The sequence below is a fragment of the Mycobacterium sp. NGS35 genome (assembly GCF_059812855.1).
This window is the reverse complement of sequence record NZ_JCALDL010000012.1, coordinates 83,035-105,121: the sequence shown is the minus strand read 5'-3', so window position 1 is coordinate 105,121 and position 22,087 is coordinate 83,035. Positions and strand designations below refer to the sequence as shown.

21 protein-coding genes and 1 tRNA gene are annotated in these 22,087 nt (G+C 65.7%); 12 read left to right on the top strand and 10 right to left on the bottom strand.

Going from position 1 to position 22,087, the window contains the following annotated elements:
- Positions 1 to 60: 60 nt before the first annotated feature.
- Together AC5Y4C_RS18135 and AC5Y4C_RS18130 are read left to right on the top strand one after the other, a co-directional pair.
- A complete protein-coding gene (locus tag AC5Y4C_RS18135; RefSeq protein WP_499910127.1) occupies positions 61 to 564 on the top strand; it encodes a ribonuclease FAU-1 family protein in 504 nt (167 codons plus the stop codon).
- Positions 565 to 574: 10 nt separating this feature from the next.
- Positions 575 to 1,072, top strand: coding sequence for a hypothetical protein (locus AC5Y4C_RS18130; protein WP_499913878.1), 498 nt, complete (start codon positions 575 to 577; stop codon positions 1,070 to 1,072).
- A 5-nt stretch (positions 1,073 to 1,077) separates the two neighbouring features.
- Here the strand turns inward: AC5Y4C_RS18130 and coaE are convergent, their stop codons facing one another.
- Positions 1,078 to 2,274 carry a dephospho-CoA kinase gene (gene coaE, locus AC5Y4C_RS18125; protein WP_499964021.1) on the bottom strand — a complete coding sequence of 399 codons (1,197 nt, stop codon included), beginning with the start codon at positions 2,272 to 2,274 and terminating at the stop codon, positions 1,078 to 1,080.
- 6 nt (positions 2,275 to 2,280) lie between these two features.
- Positions 2,281 to 3,723 (bottom strand): 30S ribosomal protein S1, encoded by a 1,443-nt coding sequence (rpsA, locus tag AC5Y4C_RS18120; protein WP_499910034.1) that lies wholly within the window; start codon positions 3,721 to 3,723, stop codon positions 2,281 to 2,283.
- Between the two features lie 215 nt (positions 3,724 to 3,938).
- Between rpsA and AC5Y4C_RS18115 the strand changes: the two genes are divergently transcribed.
- Both AC5Y4C_RS18115 and AC5Y4C_RS18110 read left to right on the top strand, forming a co-directional pair.
- Entirely contained in the window at positions 3,939 to 5,096 is a 1,158-nt protein-coding gene (locus AC5Y4C_RS18115; protein ID WP_499910125.1) for a PrsW family intramembrane metalloprotease, read from the top strand.
- A gap of 144 nt (positions 5,097 to 5,240) precedes the next feature.
- Positions 5,241 to 6,788 carry an adenylate/guanylate cyclase domain-containing protein gene (locus AC5Y4C_RS18110; RefSeq protein ID WP_499910032.1) on the top strand — a complete coding sequence of 516 codons (1,548 nt, stop codon included), beginning with the start codon at positions 5,241 to 5,243 and terminating at the stop codon, positions 6,786 to 6,788.
- Here the strand turns inward: AC5Y4C_RS18110 and polA are convergent.
- The gene (polA, locus tag AC5Y4C_RS18105) at positions 6,785 to 9,448 is read right to left on the bottom strand and encodes a DNA polymerase I (protein WP_499910123.1); all 2,664 of its coding nucleotides are present in this window, start codon (positions 9,446 to 9,448) and stop codon (positions 6,785 to 6,787) included. The genes AC5Y4C_RS18110 and polA overlap by 4 nt on opposite strands.
- Positions 9,449 to 9,574: 126 nt before the next feature.
- Here polA and AC5Y4C_RS18100 point away from each other — a divergent pair, with 126 nt between their 5' ends.
- The 4 genes from AC5Y4C_RS18100 to AC5Y4C_RS18085 all read left to right on the top strand — a co-directional run bounded on the left by AC5Y4C_RS18100 (position 9,575) and on the right by AC5Y4C_RS18085 (position 12,259).
- Positions 9,575 to 10,249 (top strand): alpha/beta fold hydrolase, encoded by a 675-nt coding sequence (locus AC5Y4C_RS18100; RefSeq protein WP_499910030.1) that lies wholly within the window; start codon positions 9,575 to 9,577, stop codon positions 10,247 to 10,249.
- 57 nt (positions 10,250 to 10,306) lie between these two features.
- Positions 10,307 to 10,744 carry a Zn-ribbon domain-containing OB-fold protein gene (locus AC5Y4C_RS18095; protein ID WP_499964022.1) on the top strand — a complete coding sequence of 146 codons (438 nt, stop codon included), beginning with the start codon at positions 10,307 to 10,309 and terminating at the stop codon, positions 10,742 to 10,744.
- Positions 10,741 to 11,940 carry a lipid-transfer protein gene (locus AC5Y4C_RS18090; RefSeq protein ID WP_499910026.1) on the top strand — a complete coding sequence of 400 codons (1,200 nt, stop codon included), beginning with the start codon at positions 10,741 to 10,743 and terminating at the stop codon, positions 11,938 to 11,940. The genes AC5Y4C_RS18095 and AC5Y4C_RS18090 overlap by 4 nt, the downstream gene beginning before the upstream one ends.
- 106 nt (positions 11,941 to 12,046) lie before the next feature.
- Positions 12,047 to 12,259 carry a hypothetical protein gene (locus AC5Y4C_RS18085; RefSeq protein ID WP_499948954.1) on the top strand — a complete coding sequence of 71 codons (213 nt, stop codon included), beginning with the start codon at positions 12,047 to 12,049 and terminating at the stop codon, positions 12,257 to 12,259.
- Positions 12,260 to 12,319: 60 nt separating this feature from the next.
- On the opposite strand, the gene AC5Y4C_RS18080 is transcribed toward AC5Y4C_RS18085, so the two are convergent.
- The 6 genes from AC5Y4C_RS18080 to AC5Y4C_RS18055 all read right to left on the bottom strand — a co-directional run bounded on the left by AC5Y4C_RS18080 (position 12,320) and on the right by AC5Y4C_RS18055 (position 18,098).
- Complete coding sequence (locus AC5Y4C_RS18080; protein ID WP_499948950.1) at positions 12,320 to 13,060, bottom strand: ABC transporter ATP-binding protein; 741 nt, start codon at positions 13,058 to 13,060, stop codon at positions 12,320 to 12,322.
- Positions 13,044 to 13,871, bottom strand: coding sequence for an ABC transporter ATP-binding protein (locus AC5Y4C_RS18075; protein WP_499948948.1), 828 nt, complete (start codon positions 13,869 to 13,871; stop codon positions 13,044 to 13,046). Before AC5Y4C_RS18075 ends, AC5Y4C_RS18080 begins: the two co-directional genes overlap by 17 nt.
- A complete protein-coding gene (locus AC5Y4C_RS18070) occupies positions 13,868 to 15,031 on the bottom strand; it encodes a branched-chain amino acid ABC transporter permease (RefSeq protein WP_499964024.1) in 1,164 nt (387 codons plus the stop codon). Before AC5Y4C_RS18070 ends, AC5Y4C_RS18075 begins: the two co-directional genes overlap by 4 nt.
- Complete coding sequence (locus AC5Y4C_RS18065; protein WP_499964026.1) at positions 15,028 to 16,065, bottom strand: branched-chain amino acid ABC transporter permease; 1,038 nt, start codon at positions 16,063 to 16,065, stop codon at positions 15,028 to 15,030. Before AC5Y4C_RS18065 ends, AC5Y4C_RS18070 begins: the two co-directional genes overlap by 4 nt.
- A gap of 79 nt (positions 16,066 to 16,144) precedes the next feature.
- Entirely contained in the window at positions 16,145 to 17,350 is a 1,206-nt protein-coding gene (locus tag AC5Y4C_RS18060; RefSeq protein ID WP_499910015.1) for a branched-chain amino acid ABC transporter substrate-binding protein, read from the bottom strand.
- 100 nt (positions 17,351 to 17,450) lie between these two features.
- Entirely contained in the window at positions 17,451 to 18,098 is a 648-nt protein-coding gene (locus tag AC5Y4C_RS18055; protein WP_499964028.1) for an ANTAR domain-containing response regulator, read from the bottom strand.
- Between the two features lie 76 nt (positions 18,099 to 18,174).
- Between AC5Y4C_RS18055 and AC5Y4C_RS18050 the strand changes: the two genes are divergently transcribed.
- From AC5Y4C_RS18050 to AC5Y4C_RS18035, 4 genes are all read left to right on the top strand, one after another.
- Positions 18,175 to 19,419 carry a glycosyltransferase family 87 protein gene (locus tag AC5Y4C_RS18050; protein ID WP_499964030.1) on the top strand — a complete coding sequence of 415 codons (1,245 nt, stop codon included), beginning with the start codon at positions 18,175 to 18,177 and terminating at the stop codon, positions 19,417 to 19,419.
- An 8-nt stretch (positions 19,420 to 19,427) separates the two neighbouring features.
- Positions 19,428 to 19,501 (top strand) — tRNA-Leu (locus AC5Y4C_RS18045).
- Between the two features lie 225 nt (positions 19,502 to 19,726).
- The gene (locus AC5Y4C_RS18040; protein WP_499964032.1) at positions 19,727 to 20,107 is read left to right on the top strand and encodes a hypothetical protein; all 381 of its coding nucleotides are present in this window, start codon (positions 19,727 to 19,729) and stop codon (positions 20,105 to 20,107) included.
- Positions 20,108 to 20,162: 55 nt separating this feature from the next.
- The gene (locus AC5Y4C_RS18035) at positions 20,163 to 21,485 is read left to right on the top strand and encodes an adenylate/guanylate cyclase domain-containing protein (protein WP_499948935.1); all 1,323 of its coding nucleotides are present in this window, start codon (positions 20,163 to 20,165) and stop codon (positions 21,483 to 21,485) included.
- A gap of 10 nt (positions 21,486 to 21,495) precedes the next feature.
- Here the strand turns inward: AC5Y4C_RS18035 and AC5Y4C_RS18030 are convergent, their stop codons facing one another.
- Positions 21,496 to 22,071 carry a hypothetical protein gene (locus AC5Y4C_RS18030; protein WP_499964034.1) on the bottom strand — a complete coding sequence of 192 codons (576 nt, stop codon included), beginning with the start codon at positions 22,069 to 22,071 and terminating at the stop codon, positions 21,496 to 21,498.
- Positions 22,072 to 22,087: the final 16 nt, after the last annotated feature.

Below are 22,087 nucleotides of genomic sequence, written 5' to 3'. Positions count from 1 at the left end.
GCGTTCACCAGCGTAGAACCAGCCACCGACAGGTTCTCTTCCCGCACGTAAGCTGGGCCCATTCATCCGCCGAAACGTGAAACGTTCGACCTCGTCGCGCGCACCAACACCGACCCGAAAGGCATCGTGCGCGCCGTCGACGTCTACACCGTCACGCCGTGGGGTTTGTACATGGCCCGGCCGACGCCCGGCCGCGTCCAGTTCCATTACCTGCAATCCTGGCTGTTGCCTGCGCTAGGGTTGCGGGTCAACGTCTTCCACTTCAATCCCGGCCACGAACGCGAGCAGGACTTCTACCTCGACATCGGCGACATCGTTGCGGGCGACTCGGTCTGGCGCACCGAGGACCACTACCTCGATTTGGTCACCCACGCCGGTCGCTGCACTGAGCTGCTCGATGTCGACGAACTCTTGGCCGCCCACCACCATGGGCTCGTGACATCCCGGAAAGCCGAGCAGGCCCTCCATCGAGCCGTCCGGGCGATCACAGGCCTCGCTCAGCACGGACATGACCTGAACCGGTGGCTGTCCACCGAAGGCATCGAGCTGACGTGGCGCAGGTAATCTCCTCTTCATGATTACCGCCATCCGCATTGCCGTGGGCGTCGCCTGCGTGGTTGCCGCGGCGGCCGGCGGTCAAGTGATCGCGCCCCACGCCGCAGCTGACAATGTCGACTTGCACAACGTCACCTATCGCGTCCGGATCGATGGTGCGTCGCGTGGCGCGTTGATCAGCTACGCCGCCCAGAACAACCAGACCGAAACCGCGACCCCGACGATGCTTCCCGGACGGGTATTCGAAGCCAACACCGTGCTGCCCGCGACCCAAGAGGCCAAGCTTCGGGTTTCCATCGAATGGCCGTACTCCGCGAATCTGCATTGCGAGATCTTGGTCGACGACGCGGTGGCCGCCCAAGCCGACGATTTCATCGCCCCACGGGCGCTGCCGGTCCGAGACGACCCAGATTACGGGGCCTTGACATGTCAAGCACCGGTGACCGGCGCTCCGATCAACGGTTCTGCCGACACGCCCCCCGCATCGGCGGATGCCGGCTTGTCACCGGCCGGCTGAGGTGGTCAGGGCCGCCAGCCCGTCGCGTCAGCCCACTCCCATGCCCGTCGGTAGGCGTCGAGCAACCATGGCTCTTTCGCATCGGCGCATTCCGGTGCACCCTGCGCAGCACGCTTGGCGGCGAGGTAATCGGCCTGCACGTCTGGATGTGCCCGCAGCCACTCGGTGAACAGCAGCGCGAACTGCTGGTTCGGCCAGCCGTTCACACGCACATGCACGTGCGTGGGCCGCCCCGGATCCGCCGAGGCGTGAAACCGCTTCTCCCACAAGGCCGGATCGTCGGCGTGGTCGAATTCGCCCACGGTACTGCGAGCGTCGGGCTTGGCGACGTCTGCGGTGATCGCGTCGATGCGGGGGTACCCGGCCTGAGCGAGCGCGTCGGCGATCTCGTCGGCGACCGCCAGCGACGCGACGGTCACTTGCACGTCGATCACGTCCTTGGCGTCCATCCCGGGTACGGCTGTCGACCCGATGTGGTCGATGCGGACGGCGTTGTGCCCGCACGCGGTCTTCAGCCGCTCGACGATCCGGCGAGCCTGCGCAGGCCATGTCGGATCGGCGGGCACCAACACCGCGGGCGCCGCGGCGACCCGGCCCGTCCGAAGGTTGTGCGCGAACGGCACGATGCGCTGGTGCCACAGCTGCCGAGCGCGCTGCACGAGGTCGTCCTCGGATCCGGAATTGTCCAACCACACGTCGGCGACGGCCCGCCGTTGCTCCTCGGTGGCCTGCGCGGCGATGCGGGCGCGCGCGTCGTCCTCGGCCATGCCGCGTTTGATCAGCCGCCTCACGCGCTCTTCGACCTCGGCGTGCACGATGACAACGAGCGGGAACAACGGCGCCATGCCGCTTTCCACCAGCAGCGGGATGTCCTCGACCACCACGTCGTCGTCTGAGACCGCGGCAATGATCTCGGCGCGTCGTCGCCCCACCAGCGGATGCACGATCCCGTTCAGCGTTGCGCGCGCTTTCTCGTCGCGAAAAGCCTTTGCTGCCAACGCTGGACGATCCAGTGCGCCGTCGGGAAGCAGGATGTCGTCACCGAACGCCTCGACGAGTTTGGCCAACCCTTCGGTGCCGGGTTCGACGACTTCCCGCGCGATCACGTCGCCGTCGACGATGATGCCGCCGCATTCTGCGAAAACCGCTGAAACCGTGGACTTTCCGGCGCCGATGCCGCCGGTCAGCCCGATCCGAAGCATTGAGCGCTAGGCGTTGCCGGCGAGTTTCTCCCGCAGCGCGGCCAACTGCTCGTCGCTGGCCAGCGAACCGCCGGACTGCGACTCGTCGGACCGCCCGGAACCGTTGCCGGCCGGCCTTTCGGCAGCGGCCGCCTCGGCAGCGGCGAACTTCTCCATCTGCGCGGTGTGCATCTTGTGCCGGCGCTCCGCCTCGGCGTAGCGGGCCTCCCACTCGGCGCGCTGCTTCTCGAAGCCTTCGAGCCATTCGTTGGTCTCGGGGTCGAAGCCCTCGGGGAAGATGTAGTTGCCCTGCTCGTCGTAGCTGTCGGCCATCCCGTACTTGCTCGGGTCGAACTCTTCGGTGTAGTCCTCGTTGGCCTGCTTGAGGGAAAGCGAGATGCGGCGGCGCTCCAGGTCGATGTCGATGACCTTCACCATCGCGTCGTCGCCGACCTGAACCACCTGGTCGGGCACCTCGACGTGACGCTCGGCCAGCTCGGAGATGTGCACCAGGCCCTCGATGCCCTCTTCGACGCGGACGAACGCACCGAACGGCACCAGCTTGGTGACCTTGCCGGGGACGATCTGGCCGATCGCGTGGGTACGGGCGAAGTGACGCCACGGGTCTTCTTGAGTTGCCTTGAGCGACAACGAAACCCGCTCGCGATCCATATCGACGTCGAGGACCTCGACGGTCACCTCGTCGCCCACCTGAACCACCTCGGACGGGTGGTCGATGTGCTTCCAGGACAGCTCGGAGACGTGCACCAGACCGTCGACGCCGCCAAGGTCGACGAACGCGCCGAAGTTGACGATCGAGCTGACGACGCCCTTGCGGATCGCGCCCTTCTGAAGCTGGTTGAGGAACTCGCTGCGCACCTCGGACTGGGTCTGCTCCAGCCAGGCGCGGCGGGAGAGCACCACGTTGTTGCGGTTCTTGTCCAGCTCGATGATCTTGGCCTCGAGCTCCTTGCCGATGTAGGGCTGCAGGTCACGGACGCGCCGCATCTCGACCAGTGAAGCGGGCAGGAAGCCGCGCAATCCGATGTCGAGGATCAGGCCACCTTTGACCACCTCGATGACGGTGCCCTTGACGGCCTCGTCCTTCTCCTTGAGCGCTTCGATCGTGCCCCAGGCGCGCTCGTACTGTGCGCGCTTCTTGGACAGGATGAGCCGGCCTTCCTTGTCCTCCTTGGTGAGAACAAGAGCCTCGACCTTGTCGCCGACCTTGACGACCTCATTGGGGTCGACGTCGTGCTTGATGGACAGCTCGCGGGACGGGATGACACCTTCGGTCTTGTAGCCGATGTCGAGCAGGACTTCGTCACGGTCAACCTTGACGATCGTCCCTTCCACGATGTCGCCATCGTTGAAGTATTTGATTGTTTTGTCGATGGCGGCGAGAAAGTCCTCGCTCGAGCCGATGTCGTTGACGGCTACTTGGGGCGAGGCGACGGAGGGACTTGGCATGTTGTTGGGTTGCTCCGGACAGGTTCGGTCGTAGGGACAGTTCGATGACCCGGCGCGCGCCGGTGTCGTTATGCGCTCGCGAACAGGCCGCGAGCCATCTGCCGAGGTTACTCGACTGTGCACATCCTGGACAAACTGCAATGAGCGCTCGCGCTCAAGAGCCGACAGACTTCGTCGGCCGTGGCCGCTACCCTGCTGTCGTGTCGCAACCCGAGATGCCGCACCGGCCGCCGACCGTGGGTCCGCCCCCGGCTCCACCGTTTCAGCGGCGCATCCGCAAGGTCGGCGCGCCGCTCGGGCTGCTCATCGCGCTGGGCACCGTCGCCGGGTTGATCGTCATTCTGCTGACTGCGCTCAATCCTGCCGGGACCGCGATCGGCTTTGTGCTCTCCACGCTGGCCATGGCCGGCGTCGTGCTCGCCTACCTGTGGCTGGACCGGTGGGAGCCGGAGCCGCCGAGGCTGCTCGTGTTCGCCTTCGTCTGGGGCGCGTCGATCGCCGTCGTCTTGTCGGTCGTGCTGGAGCTGTACTTCGACTCCCTGGTCCATCGCGGTGAAGATGTCAGCGCCGCATCCGTCGCAATTGGCGGCCCGCTGATCGAGGAGGCGGCGAAAGGCCTTTTTCTACTGCTGATGATGACCGGCGTGCGGCGCAACGAGCTCAACTCGTTGACCGATTGCCTGGTGTACGCGGGGCTCACCGCGGCCGGTTTCGCGTGGCTCGAGGACATCCTCTATATCGCGAACGGTGAATCGCTTGCCGGCACACTGACGACGGCAGCGATGCGCTTGGTCATGGGCCCGTTCGCCCATCCGCTGTTCACGTCGTTCTTAGCGCTCGGGCTGTATTTCGCGCTCCAGCAGCGCAGCGCAGCAGCCAAGGCCGGGTCGCTGCTGCTCGGCTACATCGGTGCCGTGGTCATGCACGGCATGTGGAACGGGTCCGCGCTGCTGAGCGCGCAGGCGTACTTCGGCGTCTACCTCTTGTGGATGATGCCCATCTTCGTGTTCGCGGTGGCGCTGGCAGTTGCCAGCCGGCGCCGCGAGCAGCGTGTGGTAGCCGCCAAGCTGCCCGGGATGGTGTCGGCGGGTCTGGTGACGCCGAACGAGGCCACCTGGCTGGGTTCGATTCGCAGTCGCAAACTGGCGATCGCGGAGGCAACCCGGCTGGGCGGACCGAACGCCGGAAAAGCGGTCAAGAACTTCGCGGCACAAGTGGTCGAGCTGGCGTTCGTCCGAGACCGCATCGAGCGAGGCTACGGCGACCCGAGGGTGTTCGCGCTGCAGACCGAAGAGGCGTACGGCGTCTACGCGGCCCGGGCCGCCGCGCCGATCCTGCAGCGGCTGGCCGGCTACCGGGTGCCGACCGGTTAGCCCGGCATCGCGCCGAGCGTCGCCGTTTCCGGCGCCGAGCGTGCGGTAAGCGCGAAGAAATGGCCGCCGAATTTCCGCCGTTGTTTCACGCTCGGCACGCTCAAGACACGATTTCGATCGTCCGGCAAGGCTACGCTCAGCACCGTGCCGGAAACGGCCTACGCGCAATGCGGCGATCTCAGCCTGGCGTATCAGGTGTTCGGCGACGGGCCTGCCGAACTGGTGTACGCCGGGTCGTTCGTGAGTCACGTCGAGCTGTTCTGGACGATGCCCGAATTCGAATCGTTCATGGAGCGGCTCTCCACGTTCTGCCGCATTGTCTTGTTCGACAAGGCAGGCGTTGGCCTTTCGGACCCCGTCCCGCGAGTCCGCACGCTCGATGACCGAGCCGCCGAGATCGAGGCCGTGATGGACGCTGCTGGCTTCGAGAAGGCGATCCTCTTCGGCATCAGCGAGGGTGGCCCGGCGAGCATCTTGTTTGCGGCCACGCGACCCGAACGCACGCAAGCGTTGATCCTCACTGGCACAACGTCGTTCATCGGTTTCTTCGACGAGTGGAACGACGTCGAACGCGACCCAGCCGAGATACGGCCCCGCTTGGTTCGCGAACTGGGCGAAAAGTACACGCCGTCGACAGACCAGATAGCGAAGTGGCTTGATTTCGCCCGTGCCGCACGCTCACAGTGGGGTACAGGCGCGGCCCTGCAGGTTCTGGTTCCGTCGGTCGCCTCGCAGCGTCAACTCGCAATGCTGGAACGGATGAGCGCGAGCCCGGGAATGGCGCGCGCGACGGTGGAAGCGGTATGCCGGATGGACGTGCGATCGATTCTGCCCACGATCAGCGCACCGACGCTCGTGATTCATGCCACAGGCGATTTCGTCCCGGTTCAGGGCGGCCGCTATATCGCCGACCACATTCCTGGTGCACGATTACTCGAGGTGGACGGCACGGATCACGTGCCATGGCTGAGCCACCCCGACCTGATCGCAACCGAGATCGAAGAATTCGTCACCGGTACCCATGCGGCGCCCCCGCAATCCCAACGGGCGCTGCGCACCGTGCTCTTCACCGACATCGTCGCATCGACGCAGCACGCCGCGGCCACCGGTGACGAACGGTGGCGCGCGGTGCTGCACCGCTTCGGCGAGATCACTGCCCAACTGACGCAACGGTTCAACGGAATGGTGGTGAAGAGTACCGGCGACGGTCACCTAGCCACCTTCGACGGCCCCACGCAAGCCATCCGCTGTGCCGAGGCATTGCGGGCCGACGCCGAAACTTTGGGCATCCAGATCCGCGCCGGCATTCATACCGGTGAATGCGAACTTCTCGACGGTGACATCGGCGGGATCGCAGTCCACATCGCAGCGCGGATTCTCGGGCACGCCGGCGCCGGCGAAGTACTCGTGTCCCGAACCGTACGTGACCTGGTTGTTGGCTCGGGCACGAGTTTCCAGGAGCGTGGCAGTGTCGAACTCCGTGGGGTGCCCGGCATCTGGGAGCTTCTTGCGGTGAACAAGGAAGGCTCGCACGCGGGATCCGTCGAGGCGAAACTTGCTTCGACACCAACTCCCGGGCCACGAACCACCATGCGTCGGTCAGACCGCGCCCTGGAACTGATGGCGAGGCGGACGCCGTGGATCATGCGCGGGATGGCCCGCCTCCGGCAGCGGGCGGGCGTGAACAGTTAGTGCGCCGCCGCGTCCCAGCTGCGGCCATATCCCACGGACACTTCCAGCGGCACATCGAGCGGATAAGCACTGCCCATCTTCTCGCGCACCAACTTCTCGAGCGCCTCACGCTCCCCGGGCGCGACCTCGAGCAGCAGTTCGTCGTGCACCTGCAACAGCATTCTCGACTTGAGGCCGGCGTCTTTGAGGGCCGTATCGACGTTGATCATGGCGACCTTGATGATGTCGGCGGCGCTGCCCTGGATCGGGGCGTTGAGCGCCGCCCGCTCCGCCGCCTCCCGGACCTGGCGATTGCTGCTGTCCAGTTCGGGTAGATAGCGACGACGACCCAGCACCGTCGAGGTGTAACCGTCCTTCCGAGCCTGATCGACCACCTCGTGCAGGTAGTCGCGCACGCCGCCGAAGCGAGCGAAGTACTGCTCCATCTGCTCCTTGGCTTCTTCGGTGGAGATCTTGAGCTGCTGTGCGAGCCCGTAGGCACTCAACCCGTACGCCAGCCCGTACGACATCGCCTTCACGCGGCGCCGTAAGTCGGCGGTGACCTCGTCGATCGGCACGCCGAACGCGCGCGAGGCCACGAACGAGTGCAGGTCTTCACCCGTTCGGAACGCCTCGATCAGGCCCTCATCGTGCGACAGGTGCGCCATGATCCGCATTTCGATCTGGCTGTAGTCGGCCGTCATCAGCTCGTCATAGCCTCGGCCGACCACGAATGCGTCGCGGATCTGCCGGCCCGCGTCGGTGCGGATGGGGATGTTCTGCAGGTTGGGCTCCGTCGACGAGAGCCGGCCGGTGGCCGCGATGGTCTGGTTGAAGGTGGTGTGAATTCGCCCGTCGGCGGCGACCGAATTCAGCAGCCCGTCGACGGTGACCTTGAGCCGCGTCACGTCGCGGTGCGCCAACAGATGCTGCAGGAACGGGTGCCCCGTCTTCTCGTAGAGAGACTGCAGCGCGTCGGCATCCGTGGTGTAGCCCGTCTTGGTGCGCTTGGTCTTCGGCATCTGCAGCTCGTCGAACAGCACCACCTGCAGCTGTTTGGGCGAACCTAGGTTGATCTGCTTGCCGATCACCGCATACGCGGCCTCCGCCGCATCGCGAATCTGGTCGGCGAACTGCCGCTGCAGGTCGGTCAGCTGGTCGAGGTCGACCGCGATACCGGCTTTTTCCATCTCGGCGAGCACGCGTTGCACGGGCAATTCCATGTCGCCGAGAAGCGACGAGCACTCCATGCGCTCCAGCTCCGCGTCGAGAGCCTCGGCAAGGTCCACCACCGCCCTGGCCCGCAGTATTTGCGCCTGTACTGCCTGGTCGTCGACGCCGTCGCTGTCGTCGAGCAGTGACAGCTGCGCTTGCTCCGGGTTGTCGGCGCGCAGTTCACGGCGCAGATACCGCAGCGACAGGTCCTCGAGGGTGAAGCTGCGCTGCCCCGGCCGCACCAGATACGCCGCAAGCGCGGTATCAGACGTGACTCCGCGCAGATCCCAGCCGCGGGCGGCGAGGTCGTGCATCGCCCACTTGGCCTCATGCAGGGCCTTCGGCTGGCTCTCGTCGGCCAGCCACCGACCCAGTGCGTTTTCGTCGTCCGCGGTCATCGTCGCGGTGTCGATGTAGCCGGAGTCACCGTCGGGTGCCGCGATGGCCACCGACGTGGCGTCACCGTCACACACGACGTGCGGACCGACCACGGATACGCCTGCGCGGCGGCCATCGGACGCGTGCTCGGCCAGCCACTCGGCAACCTCACCGGGTGCCAGGGCGCCGCCACGAACGTCGAACCCCTCGTCGACTTCCGGCTCGACTGCGGCGAGCGTGTCGAACAGCCTGTCGCGCAGGACCCGGAATTCGAGGTCGTCGAACAGCCGGTGGATGTGGTCGCGGTCCCACGGCTGCATGCGCAGCATGTCGGGCGTCTGCGCCAGCGGCACGTCCTTCACCAGGTCGGTGAGTTCGCGATTGAGTACGACATGAGATAGGTTGGCGCGCAAAGCATCTCCGACCTTGCCGCGTACCGAGTCGACGTTGTCGACGAGTGCCTGCAGGGAACCGTATTCGGCGATCCACTTCGCGGCCGTCTTCTCCCCCACGCCGGGGATACCGGGCAGGTTGTCGCTGGGATCGCCGCGCAGGGCCGCGTAGTCGGGATACTGCTGGGGAGTGAGCCCGTACTTCTCGACCACTGCTTCGGGCGTGAAGCGGGTGAGTTCGCTGACGCCTTTCCTGGGATAGAGCACGGTCACGTTGTCACTGACGAGTTGCAAGGAATCGCGATCCCCGGTAACCACCAGCACCCGGAAGCCGGCTTCCTCGGCCTGGGTGGCCAACGTGGCGATGACGTCGTCGGCCTCGTACCCCGGTTCCGCGAGCACCGTGATGCCGAGTGCGTTGAGCACCTCCTTTGTGATCTCGATCTGACCGCGGAACTCGTCAGGCGTGGACGTCCGATTGGCTTTGTATTCCGGGAACTTGTCGGCGCGGAACGTCTGCCGGGACACGTCGAACGCGGCGGCGACATGGGTGGGCGTCTCGTCGCGCAACAGGTTGATCAACATCGCGGTGAACCCATACACCGCGTTCGTGGTCAGTCCGCCCTGGGTCTTGAAGTTCTCCGCCGGCAGCGCATAGAACGCGCGAAACGCCAGCGAATTGCCGTCCAACAGCATCAATGTGGGCTTGGCCGCGGTATCGGCTCCGGCAGGCGGGGCGGAAGGGGACGCTGACTTGGCGGGGCTCACGGAATCACTCTAGGCAGCCGCGCCGACACACAACCGCTGTGGCATAAAGAGGCCATGTCCACCTTCGTGTTGATCCCCGGTGCGTGCCACGGCGCTTGGTGCTTCGACGATCTCGCGGCAAGGCTGCGCTCCCGGGGTCACCGGGTCTTGGCGTACACGTTGACCGGTGTCTCCGAACGCGCGCACCTGCTGCATTCCGGCGTGAACCTGGACACCCATATCCGCGACGTGGTGTCGGCGCTCGTCGTTGAGCAAGTGCGCGATGCCGTCCTTGTGGGGCACAGCTACGGCGGAATGGTGATGACCGGCGTCGCCGATCAGCTGCCACAGATCGTTGATTCGCTGGTTTACATCGACGCATTCGTTCCCCGCCATGGCGATTCGTGCTGGACATTGACCACCGACGAGCAGCGCGAGTGGTACATCGGAGTGGACGAGACGGGGTACGGCGTTCCGCCGCTGCCATTCTTCGACGAGCGGGCGACGGCGCACCCGCTGGCCTCTCTTCTCCAGCCGATCGTGCTGCGCGGCGACCTGAACAGGTTCCGGCGGCGCGATTACGTGTTCGCACAGGGGTGGGAAGGCGAGTCACCGTTCCGCGCGACCTACGAGCAGGTGCGCAGCGATCCGCGGTGGAACACTCACCCCCTCGACGGGGGCCACAACCTCATGCGCGATTGTCCCGACGAGCTGGAGCGGATTCTCATCGGAGCCGGTGACGCTAGCTGATGAGCCCAAACTGGAACACGTTTCAGTTTTGGGGTCGTGGTCGGTACGCTAACCGACGTGTCGACATCCACCCAACCGGCGATCGACGGCTGGTTCGCCACCGATGGATTAGGTGCGCCGTACCTGATCGGTTCGAAGTGCCACCAGTGCGGCACCTACGTCTTTCCGCCGCGTGCCAACAACTGCCCCAATCCCGGCTGTGACGGCGACGAGCTCGCGCAGGTTCCGCTGTCCCGCCGCGGCACATTGTGGAGCTACACCGAAAACCGGTACCCACCGCCGGCGCCCTACCCGGCGCCAGATCCGTTCGAGCCGTTCGCCATTGCCGCAGTGGAGCTCGCCGACGAGGGAATGATCGTCCTGGCGAAGGTCGTCGAGGGCACGTTGGCCGCTGACTTGAAAGTCGGCATGGAGATGGAACTGACCACCATGCCCCTGTTCGTCGACGACGACGGCGTCGAGCGCGTGGTGCACGCGTGGAGGATTGCGCAATGAGCCCAGAACCGCTTTACATACTCGGCGCCGGCATGCACCCGTGGGGCAAATGGGGCCGCGACTTCACCGAGTACGGCGTCGTCGCTGCGCGTTCGGCGTTGGCCGAGGCGGGTCTGGATTGGCGGCAGATCCAATTCGTCGCGGGCGCCGACACCATCCGCAACGGCTACCCCGGCTTCATCGCCGGCTCGACGTTCGCGCAGAAGCTCGGCTGGAACGGCGTGCCCGTGAGTTCGAACTACGCCGCCTGCGCTAGCGGTTCGCAAGCCCTCCAGAGTGCTCGCGCGCAGATTCTCGCGGGCTTCTGCGATGTCGCGCTGGTTGTCGGTGCAGACACCACGCCCAAGGGCGCGTTCGCGCCGGTCGGCGGGGAGCGCAGAAACGACCCGGACTGGCAGCGCTTCCACCTCATCGGGGCGATGAACCCCGTGTACTTCGCCTTGCTCGCTCGCAGGCGAATGGACCTCTACGGCGCCACCTCCGAGGACTTCGCTCAGGTCAAGGTCAAGAACGCCAGGCACGGCGTGCAGAACCCGTACGCCCGCTACCGCAAGGAGACGTCGGTGGACGACGTGCTCGCCAGCCCGGTGGTGGCAGATCCGTTGCGGCAGCTGGATATTTGCGCGACATCCGACGGCGCCGCCGCGCTGGTGGTGGCCAGCGCCGAGTTCGCCCGCAAGCATCTCGGCTCGCTGGAGGGAGTGCCGTCGGTGCGGGCGGTCAGCACCGTCACCCCGCGGTATCCGCAGCATCTGCCCGAATTGCCCGACATTGCAACGGATTCCACCGCGGTCGTGCCTGCTCCGGATCGGGTGTTCAAGGACCAGATCATCGACGCGGCGTACGAGGAGGCGGGCATCGGGCCAGAGGACGTCAGCTTGGCCGAGGTCTACGATCTCTCGACCGCCTTGGAACTTGACTGGTACGAACACCTGGGACTGTGCGAGAAGGGGGAGGCCGAGTCGCTGCTGCGCACCGGGGCGACGACGATCGGCGGCCGCGTGCCGGTGAATCCATCCGGCGGACTGGCGTGCTTCGGAGAAGCCATACCAGCGCAGGCCATTGCCCAAGTGTGCGAATTGAATTGGCAACTGCGCGGGCAGGCTACAGGGCGTCAAGTCGAGAATGCAGCCGTCGGCATCACGGCCAATCAAGGCCTGTTCGGTCACGGGTCGTCGGTGATCGTCGCGCGCTGACCGCTCCTATAGAGCTTGGTCGATCTCGTCGTGCTGCGACGTTTGTACCGCTGTCGCTCGGGTAGAACCGGTGTGGATCGCTCACCGCTTCTCGAAAAGGACGACCATGACAGCTATAGCCAGGCTGCGCGAGGCACAGCGCCGCGTGTTCAAGGCTCAGCGACGACTTTGGCTGCTCGAAGCGGCGTTCTGGCCCACGCTGGTCGTGGTTGCGGCGGCCGGGCTGGCCGGCTTGGGATGGTGGCTGCGGCGCCGGTCAGCCGCCGGCCGGTCTGTTGCCCCACCGAGTCAGCCGACCACGGCCGGCTCGACGCTGTGACGGTGCGGCCGTTGCGGCTGCGGCTCGCAACGCGCCTTGTCGTCCTGCGCGCATCGCACGTCAGGCAACGCCGAGGTAGGCGGCCCGGATGCTGTCGTCGTTGAGGAGCTGCTGCGCCTGCCCTTCGCGCGTGATGGTCCCGGTCTCGAGGATGTAGGCGCGGTCCGAACGGCTCAAGGCTTGCTGGGCATTCTGCTCGACCAGCAGCACCGTGGTGCCTTGGGAGTTGATCTCGGAAATGATCCGGAAGATCTGCTGAATCATCATGGGCGCCAGGCCCATCGACGGTTCGTCCAACAGCAGCACCTTTGGCCTGGCCATCAGAGCTCGCGCGATGGCGAGCATCTGCTGTTCGCCGCCGGACAGTGTGCCGCCCACCTGCTGACGCCGTTCCGCCAACCGGGGGAACGTCTCGAAGATCCACTCGAGTTTCGCCCGGTGCTCGGCTCGTGACCGGAAAGTCCTACCGTAGCAGCCCATTTCGAGGTTCTCGACGACGGACATCCCCGGGAACACACCGCGGCCCTCGGGCGCCTGGATCAGCCCGTCGACGACCCGCTGATGGGCCTTCACCCGGGAGATGTCGCGGCCTTCGAACCAGATGGAGCCGCGAGTCAGCGGCCGCAGACCGGAGATCGCTCGCATGGTGGTGGTCTTGCCGGCGCCATTGGAACCCAAGAGCGTGACCAGCTCACCCTCCCGCACCTGTAACGACACGCCGTGCAGCGCCTCGATCCGGCCGTAATGCACGACGACGTCGCGCAATTCGAGCAACGCCGCGCTGTTATCGGATGTCGTCATCCGGCACTCCCAGATAGGCGGCAATCACCGCCGGGTCGTCACGGATCGCCGATGGAACGCCCTCGGCGATTTTGCGGCCGAACTCCAGCACCACGATCCGGTCGGTGACACCCATCACCAGTCGCATGTCGTGCTCGATGAGCAGCACGGTATATCCGTCGTCGCGAATCTTGTTGATCAACTCGATCAGTGCCGCCTTCTCGGCGGGGTTGAATCCGGCTGCCGGCTCGTCGAGGCACAGCAGCTTCGGTTCGGTGGCCAGCGCCCGGGCAATTTCTAGCCGCCGTTGGTCGCCATAGGGCAGATTTTTGGCCTTTTCCTCGCCGCGCGACGCGATTCCGACGAATTTCAGAAGCGCGGCGGCGCGTTCGATCGCATCGCTCTCCTCGCGGCGATGGCGTGGGCCACGAAAAACCGCACCAGGCACCGAGGTCTTGTGACGTGCATCAGTGCCCACGACGACGTTCTCCAGGGCCGTCATCTCGCCCCAGAGCCTGATGTTCTGGAACGTACGGGCGATGCCGCGGCGAGTGATCTGGTGGCGTTTGATGCGACCCAGCGGCGCGCCGTCGAAGATCACCGTGCCCGCGCTGGGCCGATACACGCCGGTGATCGCGTTGAAGCACGTCGTCTTGCCGGCACCGTTTGGCCCGATGAGCCCGAGGATCTCGCCGCGCCGGATGCTGAAGCTCACCGCGTCGAGCGCCACCAGACCACCGAAGCGGACCGTGAGATCTCGTGTCTCCAGGAGAGTTTCGCCCTCAGCCGCATGCACCTCACGGTGCAGCCCGGCGACCTCATCGACGCTCATACGGGGGACTCACTGCGCCGCAGCAACTCGCGCGCTGACTTGCCGTATGCCAGCAGCTGCTGACGCACCGGGAAGAGGCCCTGCGGGCGGAAGATCATCAGCACCACCAGTGCGAGCCCGAAGAACAAGTACTTCAGGTCACCGAGATTGATGCCGAGGAAGTGCACGCCGAGCAATCGGTTGGGCAGGTAGACGATCACGAACGCGCCGAATATGACGCCCAGTTTGTTGCCTTGACCGCCGAGCACGACCGCGCACAGAAAGAGCATCGAGTTGATGATGTTGAAGTTGGTGGGTGCCACGTACTGCACCTGGCCGGCGTAGAGCGCACCGGACAGCCCGCCGATGCCGGCGCCGATGACGAACGCCCACAGCTTGAAGCGAAAGGTGTTGACGCCCATGACCTCTGCGGCATCTTCGTCTTCCCGGATCGCCACCCAGGCCCGTCCCACCCTGCTTCGCTCCAGGTTCCCGACCACCAGCAGCACCACCGCCACCAACACCAGCCCCAGCCAGAACCACCAGGTGCCGTAGTTGGCGTCGCCGCCCGAATTGCCGCTGGAGAACACGCCTTGCGGCACGTTGTCGCGCTCCCCCAGCCGCGGGTACGCGATCTGGTTGAGGCCGCGCGATCCGTTGGTGATGTCCTGCAGATTGTCCGCGAGCAGCCGGATGATCTCACCGAAGCCGAGCGTGACGATCGCCAGATAGTCGCCGCGCAGCCGCAGCGTCGGTGTGCCGAGGACCAGTCCCGCGAATGCGGTGACGCAGATTGCGATCGGCACACATGACAGCCACGCCCAGTCGGTGCTGAAGAAGCCAGTGGGCCCCATCTTGTTCCATGGGCTGTCCGGACTGGTGAGCAGAGCGACGGTGTAGGCACCGACGGCGTAGAACCCGACGTAGCCAAGATCGAGCAGACCCGCCTGGCCGACCACCACGTTGAGTCCGATCGCGATCAGCGCCACCATCGCGAACTGCGCCATCACCCCGCCGAAGCTGATGCCCGGAGTGTCCAGGAAGCCGGGCGTGTGGAGCGGCAACAATGCGACCAGCACGAAACAGCCAACGCCGACAACCCATTTCGCGTATCGGCTCAGTCCGTTCCACCACTGGCGCAGCGCGTCGCCGGGGCGGCTGAGCCGCTGGGTCCAGCTCATACCCGTGCCTTCCCGAGACTTTCGCCCAGTATCCCCGTCGGACGGACCAGCAGCACCAACACCAGCAGCACGAACGCCACGACGTCACGCCACTGGGTTCCGAAGACGGCCTGCCCGTAGTTCTCCATGACTCCCAGCAGCAGACCGCCCAGCAGTGCGCCTCGCAGATTGCCGATGCCGCCCAGCACGGCGGCAGAGAAGGCTTTGATACCGAGCAGGAAGCCGCCCGAGTAGATGATTCCCTGCGGCACCTTCAGCGCGTACAGCAGCGCCGCTGCGCCGGCCAGCAGGCCACCGATGAGGAATGTGGTCATGATGGTGCGTTCTCGCGACACGCCCATCAGAGTGGCCGTCGTGGGATCTTGGGCCACCGCGCGGATGCCACGACCGAATTTCGTCCGATTGATCGCCACGTCGGTAAGCGCCGCGAAGATCAGCGCGGCGGCAATGACCACCAGAGTGATGTTCGAGATGTTGGCCCCGAACACCCTGAACTGAATCTTGGGCACCACCAGGATGATCGGCTGCTGGGCGTTGCTGCCGCCGTAGCCCTTCAGCAACTGCGGCAGCACGAAGTGCACGAATTCCTGCAGCACGAACGACATACCGATCGCGGTGATCAGGAAGGTGAGCGGGCGGGCGTTTCGCCGGCGCAGCGGCCGGTATGCCACTGCTTCCAAACCGATTGCAGCCGAACCGGATACGGCCATCGCGACAATCATCGCGATCCCGAGATACAGCACCGTCAGCGCGATTCCCTTGCCGTATGCGTTGCCGCTCGGGGCGAAGCCGAGAATCATGTCGAGCGCGAAGTAGGAGCCGAACATGCCGAGCATGAAGATCTCGGAATGCGCGAAGTTGATCAGCCGCAGCACACCGAACACCAGCGTGTAGCCGACCGCCACCAATGCATAGATTGCGCCCCAGGCCAGGCCGTCAATTGTCAACTGCCCGAAGCCGTGCCGCAGACCGTCCAGATTGAACGTGATGTTGGCGGCGTACACGGCGCACTGGCCGAGGCAATCGTCGATCATCCGGTGGCGGCTCCTCGATTACGAGAACGCGTCCGAGTCGCCGTTGTCGGGTCTCGGACGCGCATCTCGCCCTGTGCGGCTACTGAACCTTGTAGATCCAGATCAGTGTGTTGGTCAGTTCACCTGTCGGATCCCACTGGTATTGGCGCGCGACGCCGGGGCCGTTGTACGTGCGGACGTAATCGAGCAGCTGCGGACGCGTGACGGCGCCCGAGTCGATGCCCTTGAGCAGGATGGTGGCCAGGTCGTATCCCTCGGTGCTGTACGTGCCGGGCGCCTGGTTGAACTTCTTGGTGTACTCGTCGGCGAAGGCAGGCGGGGCGGGGCTGCAGGGGCATGACAGGATCGCATCCTTCGATGCGCTGCCGGCCTGCTTGACGAACTCCGGATCCTTTGTGCCGTCGGCGGATACGAACGTTGCGGCGACGCCGCCGTCGCGCAATTGCTGCACGAACGGAGCGGCTTCGGCGTAGTAGCCGCTGTAGAACAGCGCATCCGGGCTGGCGTTCTTCACCTGGGTGACCGCGGCGGAAAAGTCCTTGTCGCCCTTCTTCACCGAGATGTTGCAGGCGCTGTCGGCGACCGGCCCGAGGGTCTGCCGCACCACATTGGCCAGGCCGACGCCGTAATCGGTGCTGTCGTCGACGACACACACCTTCTTGTTGTTGAGCGTGTTCTTCAGATAGTTGGCGACTGCGCGGCCCTGCGCGCCGTCGTTGCCCAGGCCACGGAAGAACGTCTTCCAGCCGTTCTGGGACAGCGTGACGTTGGTCGCCGACGCGGTCGCGGCCACCAGGCCGGCCTGGTTGAAGACACCGCCCGTGGCTTTGGTCTCACCGGAGAAGGCCGGGCCGATCAACCCGATGATGCTCGCGTCGTCGACGATCTGCGGAGCGATCGCGGTCGCTTTCTGCGGATCGCCTTCGGTGTCGAACGGCTTGAGCTGAACCTGGCAGCCGGGGTTGGCAGCGTTGTGCTTGTCGACGGCCAGCTGCACACCGTCTCTGATGTTGATGCCGAGCGCGGCGTCGGGGCCGTTGAGCGCTCCTGCCATCGCGATGCTGACCGTCGGGCAGGTGGCCTTTCCGGTGCCGGCGGGATCCGCAGCGGCGGAGGTGTCCGGCGGCTTGATCTGCTTACCGTTGTCGTCGATTGGCACCTGCTCGACGATCTTGAGGTTCGTGCCGCTGCTCTCGTCTTTCGACTGGGTACAGCCGGCCATGCCGACGACCAGCAGCCCGACAGCACCGATCACCCAAGCACTCCGCGTCGCGCGACCGCGCACGTGTCACCTCCAGGTCAGCATGCGATGGCTAGAACGTCTAGAACGTTGGGATAGAACCATAGCCAACACCTTGCTGCCGTGCGCGGTGTTGTCCGAGCCGTCAGCTGGCCGACGAGGCGTCCTTCGCTTCCGGTGGGGGCTCGCCGAGCGTCTCCAGCACCACTTCGGCCACCCGCTTCATCGTGGTCCGGCGGTCCATCGCGGCCCGCTGGATCCAGCGGAACGCCTCCGGCTCGGTCATCCCCTGCTTGCTCTGTAGCAGGCCTTTGGCACGTTCGACGAGTTTGCGGGTTTCCAATCGATCCGAGAGGCTCGCCACCTCCCGCTCCAGCTCGGCGATCTCGTTGAACCGGCTGACGGCGACCTCGATGGCCGGAACGAGGTCGGTCGCCGAGAACGGCTTGACCAGGTAGGCCATCGCGCCGGCGTCCCGAGCACGCTCGACGAGCTCTCGCTGACTGAACGCAGTCAGCACCACGATCGGCGCAATCCGCTTCTGCGCGATTTCCCGGGCCGCGTCGATGCCGTCGCGGCGGGGCATCTTGACGTCCATGATCACCAGGTCGGGCCGCAGCGAATCGGCAAGCTCCACCGCTTCTTGCCCGTCGCCGGCTTGCCCGACGACCTCATAGCCCTCTTCCTTGAGCATCTCGGCCAAGTCGAGCCGGATGAGGGCCTCGTCTTCGGCCACGAGTACGCGGCGCGGCGTTGTGTTCGTCGCTCGTGGCTCCGACGATGACCCGGTCATGGATGCCATTGTGTCGTGGCACACGCGGCGCGGCGACCGGGGGGTTGCGACATGCAACGTGGGTACCATCCGCTGTGTGAATGCCCGGTTGCTGCGGTCAGCTGCGCAGCCCTGGGTCGTCGTCGCGGCGGTGCTGATGGCAGTGGCGGCAACGTGGATCTACGAGCGAATCCGTGACGTCTACCCGGTGGACTGGGCGGTCTACCGCTATGGCTCGGCAGCGGCATGGCGGGGTGTCGACCTGTACGCCGGCAACCTGCACGGCCAGCACATCGCCGACGAGGGCCTGCCGTTCACGTACACGCCGTTCGGCGCGCTGGTGCTGTGGCCCACGAACCTCGGCAGCCAAGAAGTCGGGCTGTGGGCGTGGAGCATCGCGTCGATGCTGGCGCTGGTGGCGGTGATCGCGATGGTGACGCCGTCGCAGCTGCGGTACCGCTGGATCGCCGTGTTCGGCATCGCATCGGCCGCGTGCGCCACGATCATGGTGTACGCGCACTTCTTCTTCGGCCAGATCAATATCCTCTTGATGCTGCTGGTGGTGGCCGATCTCACCCGACGCGACGACACCGCGCTCGGACGCCTCATACCCCGAGGAGTGCTGATCGGACTGGCCGCTGCGATCAAGCTGACGCCGGGGCTGTTCATCATCTATCTCGCCGCGGCCAGGCGGTGGCGGATGTTCTGGTGGAGCCTGGCCAGCTGCGCGGGCGCCTTCGTCCTGGCGTTCCTTGCCCGGCCCTCGCTGAGCATCGCGTTCTTCACCCACGGCCTGTGGCACCTGACGGACAAGGTGGCGCTGGGCACCAAGTTCGCCACGTCGGGCAACAACTCGATCCAGGGCCTGCTCGCGGCCGTGGGTGACTGGACGCGGCCGCTGGCGCTGATCCTGACGGCCGTCGCCGCCGTGGGTGGGCTGCTGTTGGCCCGACGAGCCACGGCTCATTCGGGCCTGCTGGCCGGCGGCCTGGTCATCGGCATGACAGCGACGCTGATCTCTCCGATCAGCTGGGTGCACCACTGGGTGTACCTCGTACCGGCCGCCGTGTTCATCTGGTTCCACCGCGGCTGGTGCGCCCGTGCAGTAGTCATCGGCGGCACGCTGGTGACGGTCTTCGCCACCCCCGAAGTCGGGCAGGACTGGCTGGTCGACGCCTCGCTCATCGAGGCGGTCGTCGGCTGGCTGCTGCGCGAAATGCTGATGCTGCTCGGCGTCCTCGCGATCGGGATCATCGCCTACGGCAGCCGACGTCCGTCACCGTCGGCGTCAGTCGAGGCGGGCACCGAAGTGGAGGAGCCTGTGCGAGCATCGCTATCGTGAGGTGCTGCGCCCTCGTATCCCAACTGGCAGAGGAACTGGACTCAAAACCCAGACAGTGTGGGTTCGAATCCCACCGAGGGCACTCCCGGCGCAGCATCGCCGCTCGAGGGTGACACTGATTTCTCGTGCGCTGTTGCGAATTCGATTGACTCTCAACGCCTTTCGCATGGCCCACGCTGGTTGCGCACGGCCAGAGGACAATTCGCGCGGAGCCTGGCCGCACTTGCTTACCCGACAATTTCGCCAAAGTCGTCAGATCGCGGTCCCGTTGACCTCAAGATGGACAGCAATCACGAAGGGATTGCACATGAACACCAAAGCAGCGACGATCGCCTCGGCCGCCTTCGGCAGTATTGCACTGGCGATTACGCTCGCCGTCGCACCAGCCGCCGGGGCAAGCCCCGCGATCACCGACACTTCGGCACGTCACCTCGGCGTGTTCGTCAACGAACCCGTCGACCCGGTCGACTGTGTCGAGGCCACCTCCAGTGAATGCAATCCCGGCGACCCCGCCGGCAGCACCGGGCTGTCGACCGGTCCGCAAACCGAACCTGACGTCGCCAGCGGGCCCGGCATGGGCCAGCCTGCGGGCAGCACGGGTCTGGATTCCGGCCCGACGATGCCGGTGGACGTCGACACCGACCCTGGCCTGCAGGACGGCGGTGAACCCGCCGGCGCCATCGGATAGCCGTCGATCTCTGCGGAGACCCGCCGTCGCGGGCGTCGCCCGATAAGCTGTCAGGATGGCCGCCGAGGTCGACGACGCGGCAGCAGGCCCCACCCGGACCTTCTGCGGTCCCCCGATGCACCTTCGGCCCCAAGCCACGGCGCGTAGCCGGCACTATGCCGACCGCGAAGCGCGCAGCCGCAAAGTCATCAACATCACCACCACCATCGCAGCGGTCGTCACCATCGGCTTCGCGGTGGTTCAGCTTGTGACCGAGAACGGGATCTGGCGCGTGGCGATGATCAACGTCGTGGCCGGGGTCATCTTCCTCGCGATCCCGCTGCTGCATCGATACGGCCTGGTGGTATCGCAGCTCACGCTGACCCTGACGTCGTACGTGGTGCTCTCGGTGCTGATCTGGAATGTCGGCACGGGTGCCGGCTTGCAGTTCTACTTCCTCGTCGCGGCCACCGTCGCGGTGCTGGTGCTCGGAATCGAGCACATCGTGCTCGCATGCGTCATCGTCGCGATCGGCGCGGGCATCGTGATCGCGCTGCAGTTCACCGTCCCCGCCGACACGGGACTGCAAGCACCCTGGGCCCTGCCGGCGGGCTTCGTCACCTCGGTGGTGTCCGCGTGCGTGATGGCTGTCGCCACAGTCTGGTACGCGCTGCGGGAGATCGGGCGCGCTGAAGCAGCGATGGAAGAAGAATACGAACGCTCGGAACAATTGCTGGCCAACATCCTGCCCGAGAGCATCGCGACGCGGCTGAAGAACCCGGCCACCACGATCATCGCCGACAAGTACGACGACGCCTCGGTCCTGTTCGCCGACATCGCCGGCTACACAGAGCGGGCCAGCCGGTCGACCCCCGCGGACCTGGTCGAATTCCTCAACGTGCTCTACACCGAATTCGACCGTCTGGTCGAGCAGCACGGGCTCGAGAAGATCAAGACCAGCGGCGACTGCTACATGGTGGTCAGCGGGGTGCCCGAACCGCGGCCTGACCACCTCGAAGCGCTGGCATGCCTGGCGCTGAAAATCGCCGGCACCATCGCCGATCTCAAAGACGAAGCAGGACAATCCGTTCCGATGCGGATCGGCATGGGCGTCGGTCCGGTGGTGGCCGGCGTGGTGGGGACCCGCCGCTTCTTCTACGACGTGTGGGGCGACGCGGTGAATGTCGCATCGCGGATGGAGTCCACCGGCGTCCTGGGCCGTATTCAAGTGCCGCAAGAGGTTTACGAGCGTCTCAAAGACACGTTCGTGTTCGAGCCGCGCGGCGAGGTGCAGGTCAAAGGCAAAGGCGTCATGCGTACGTGGTTCCTCGTGGCCGAACGTGACGGTCCCCCAGAGAGCGAAATCCACTCCGCCACAAAGGAAGCCGTGATCCGATAGTGCTCTGTGATCAGCCGCCGGGCGGTGGAGCCGATGGCGGCGCAGCCTCTGGAGCAGGCGGTGGCTCGGGCCAGTTCAGCCCCAATGGAATGTTGGTCCCCGGGGGCGGTGCGGTGCCGGGAAGCGGCTCGCCTAGCTGAGACGGGTCGAGCTTGCCCATCGGATAGTGGAAGAGGCCGCGCGCTCCCCTGATGTTGTCGAGAAGACCACCGGGCGGCGCGTCGGGCGCGGCGGGCGTATAGCTGTAGAGCGATTCCTGCCCCTGTCCGGTCAGCCCGAAGTTGATGGGCCGCAGCGCTTGAATTGCGTTCTGGTCCACTAGAAGTGGCTGCGCAGGCTGGTCGGGTGTACCGCTGGCGACCGTGGGGACGGGTGCCTGGCCGAGCAGGAAGTCATAGCCCGACCCGGGTGCCATCGCACCGTTCGGTAGAAACCCTTGGAGCACTCCTGGTGGCGGCAGCAGGCCGACCGGTGCGGCGTTGGGCGCGGGCGGCGGCTCAGCCGGTGCAGGTGGCGGCGGCGGTGGTGGATCGGCAGCGGCGGTAGCCGACGACGCGACCGCACCGCCTACGGCGAGCAGACTCACCGCCGCAAGAGCCGCC

Excerpts from the sequence above, each read along its gene's own strand:
- AC5Y4C_RS18130 (WP_499913878.1), top strand. The coding sequence starts at position 575 with ATGATTACCGCCATCCGCATTGCCGTGGGCGTCGCCTGCGTGGTTGCC.
- coaE (WP_499964021.1), bottom strand. The coding sequence starts at position 2,274 with ATGCTTCGGATCGGGCTGACCGGCGGCATCGGCGCCGGAAAGTCCACG.
- rpsA (WP_499910034.1), bottom strand. The coding sequence starts at position 3,723 with ATGCCAAGTCCCTCCGTCGCCTCGCCCCAAGTAGCCGTCAACGACATC.
- AC5Y4C_RS18115 (WP_499910125.1), top strand. The coding sequence starts at position 3,939 with ATGCCGCACCGGCCGCCGACCGTGGGTCCGCCCCCGGCTCCACCGTTT.
- polA (WP_499910123.1), bottom strand. The coding sequence starts at position 9,448 with ATGCTGTTGGACGGCAATTCGCTGGCGTTTCGCGCGTTCTATGCGCTG.
- AC5Y4C_RS18100 (WP_499910030.1), top strand. The coding sequence starts at position 9,575 with ATGTCCACCTTCGTGTTGATCCCCGGTGCGTGCCACGGCGCTTGGTGC.
- AC5Y4C_RS18090 (WP_499910026.1), top strand. The coding sequence starts at position 10,741 with ATGAGCCCAGAACCGCTTTACATACTCGGCGCCGGCATGCACCCGTGG.
- AC5Y4C_RS18085 (WP_499948954.1), top strand. The coding sequence starts at position 12,047 with ATGACAGCTATAGCCAGGCTGCGCGAGGCACAGCGCCGCGTGTTCAAG.
- AC5Y4C_RS18080 (WP_499948950.1), bottom strand. The coding sequence starts at position 13,060 with ATGACGACATCCGATAACAGCGCGGCGTTGCTCGAATTGCGCGACGTC.
- AC5Y4C_RS18075 (WP_499948948.1), bottom strand. The coding sequence starts at position 13,871 with ATGAGCGTCGATGAGGTCGCCGGGCTGCACCGTGAGGTGCATGCGGCT.
- AC5Y4C_RS18070 (WP_499964024.1), bottom strand. The coding sequence starts at position 15,031 with ATGAGCTGGACCCAGCGGCTCAGCCGCCCCGGCGACGCGCTGCGCCAG.
- AC5Y4C_RS18065 (WP_499964026.1), bottom strand. The coding sequence starts at position 16,065 with ATGATCGACGATTGCCTCGGCCAGTGCGCCGTGTACGCCGCCAACATC.
- AC5Y4C_RS18055 (WP_499964028.1), bottom strand. The coding sequence starts at position 18,098 with ATGACCGGGTCATCGTCGGAGCCACGAGCGACGAACACAACGCCGCGC.
- AC5Y4C_RS18040 (WP_499964032.1), top strand. The coding sequence starts at position 19,727 with ATGAACACCAAAGCAGCGACGATCGCCTCGGCCGCCTTCGGCAGTATT.
- AC5Y4C_RS18035 (WP_499948935.1), top strand. The coding sequence starts at position 20,163 with ATGGCCGCCGAGGTCGACGACGCGGCAGCAGGCCCCACCCGGACCTTC.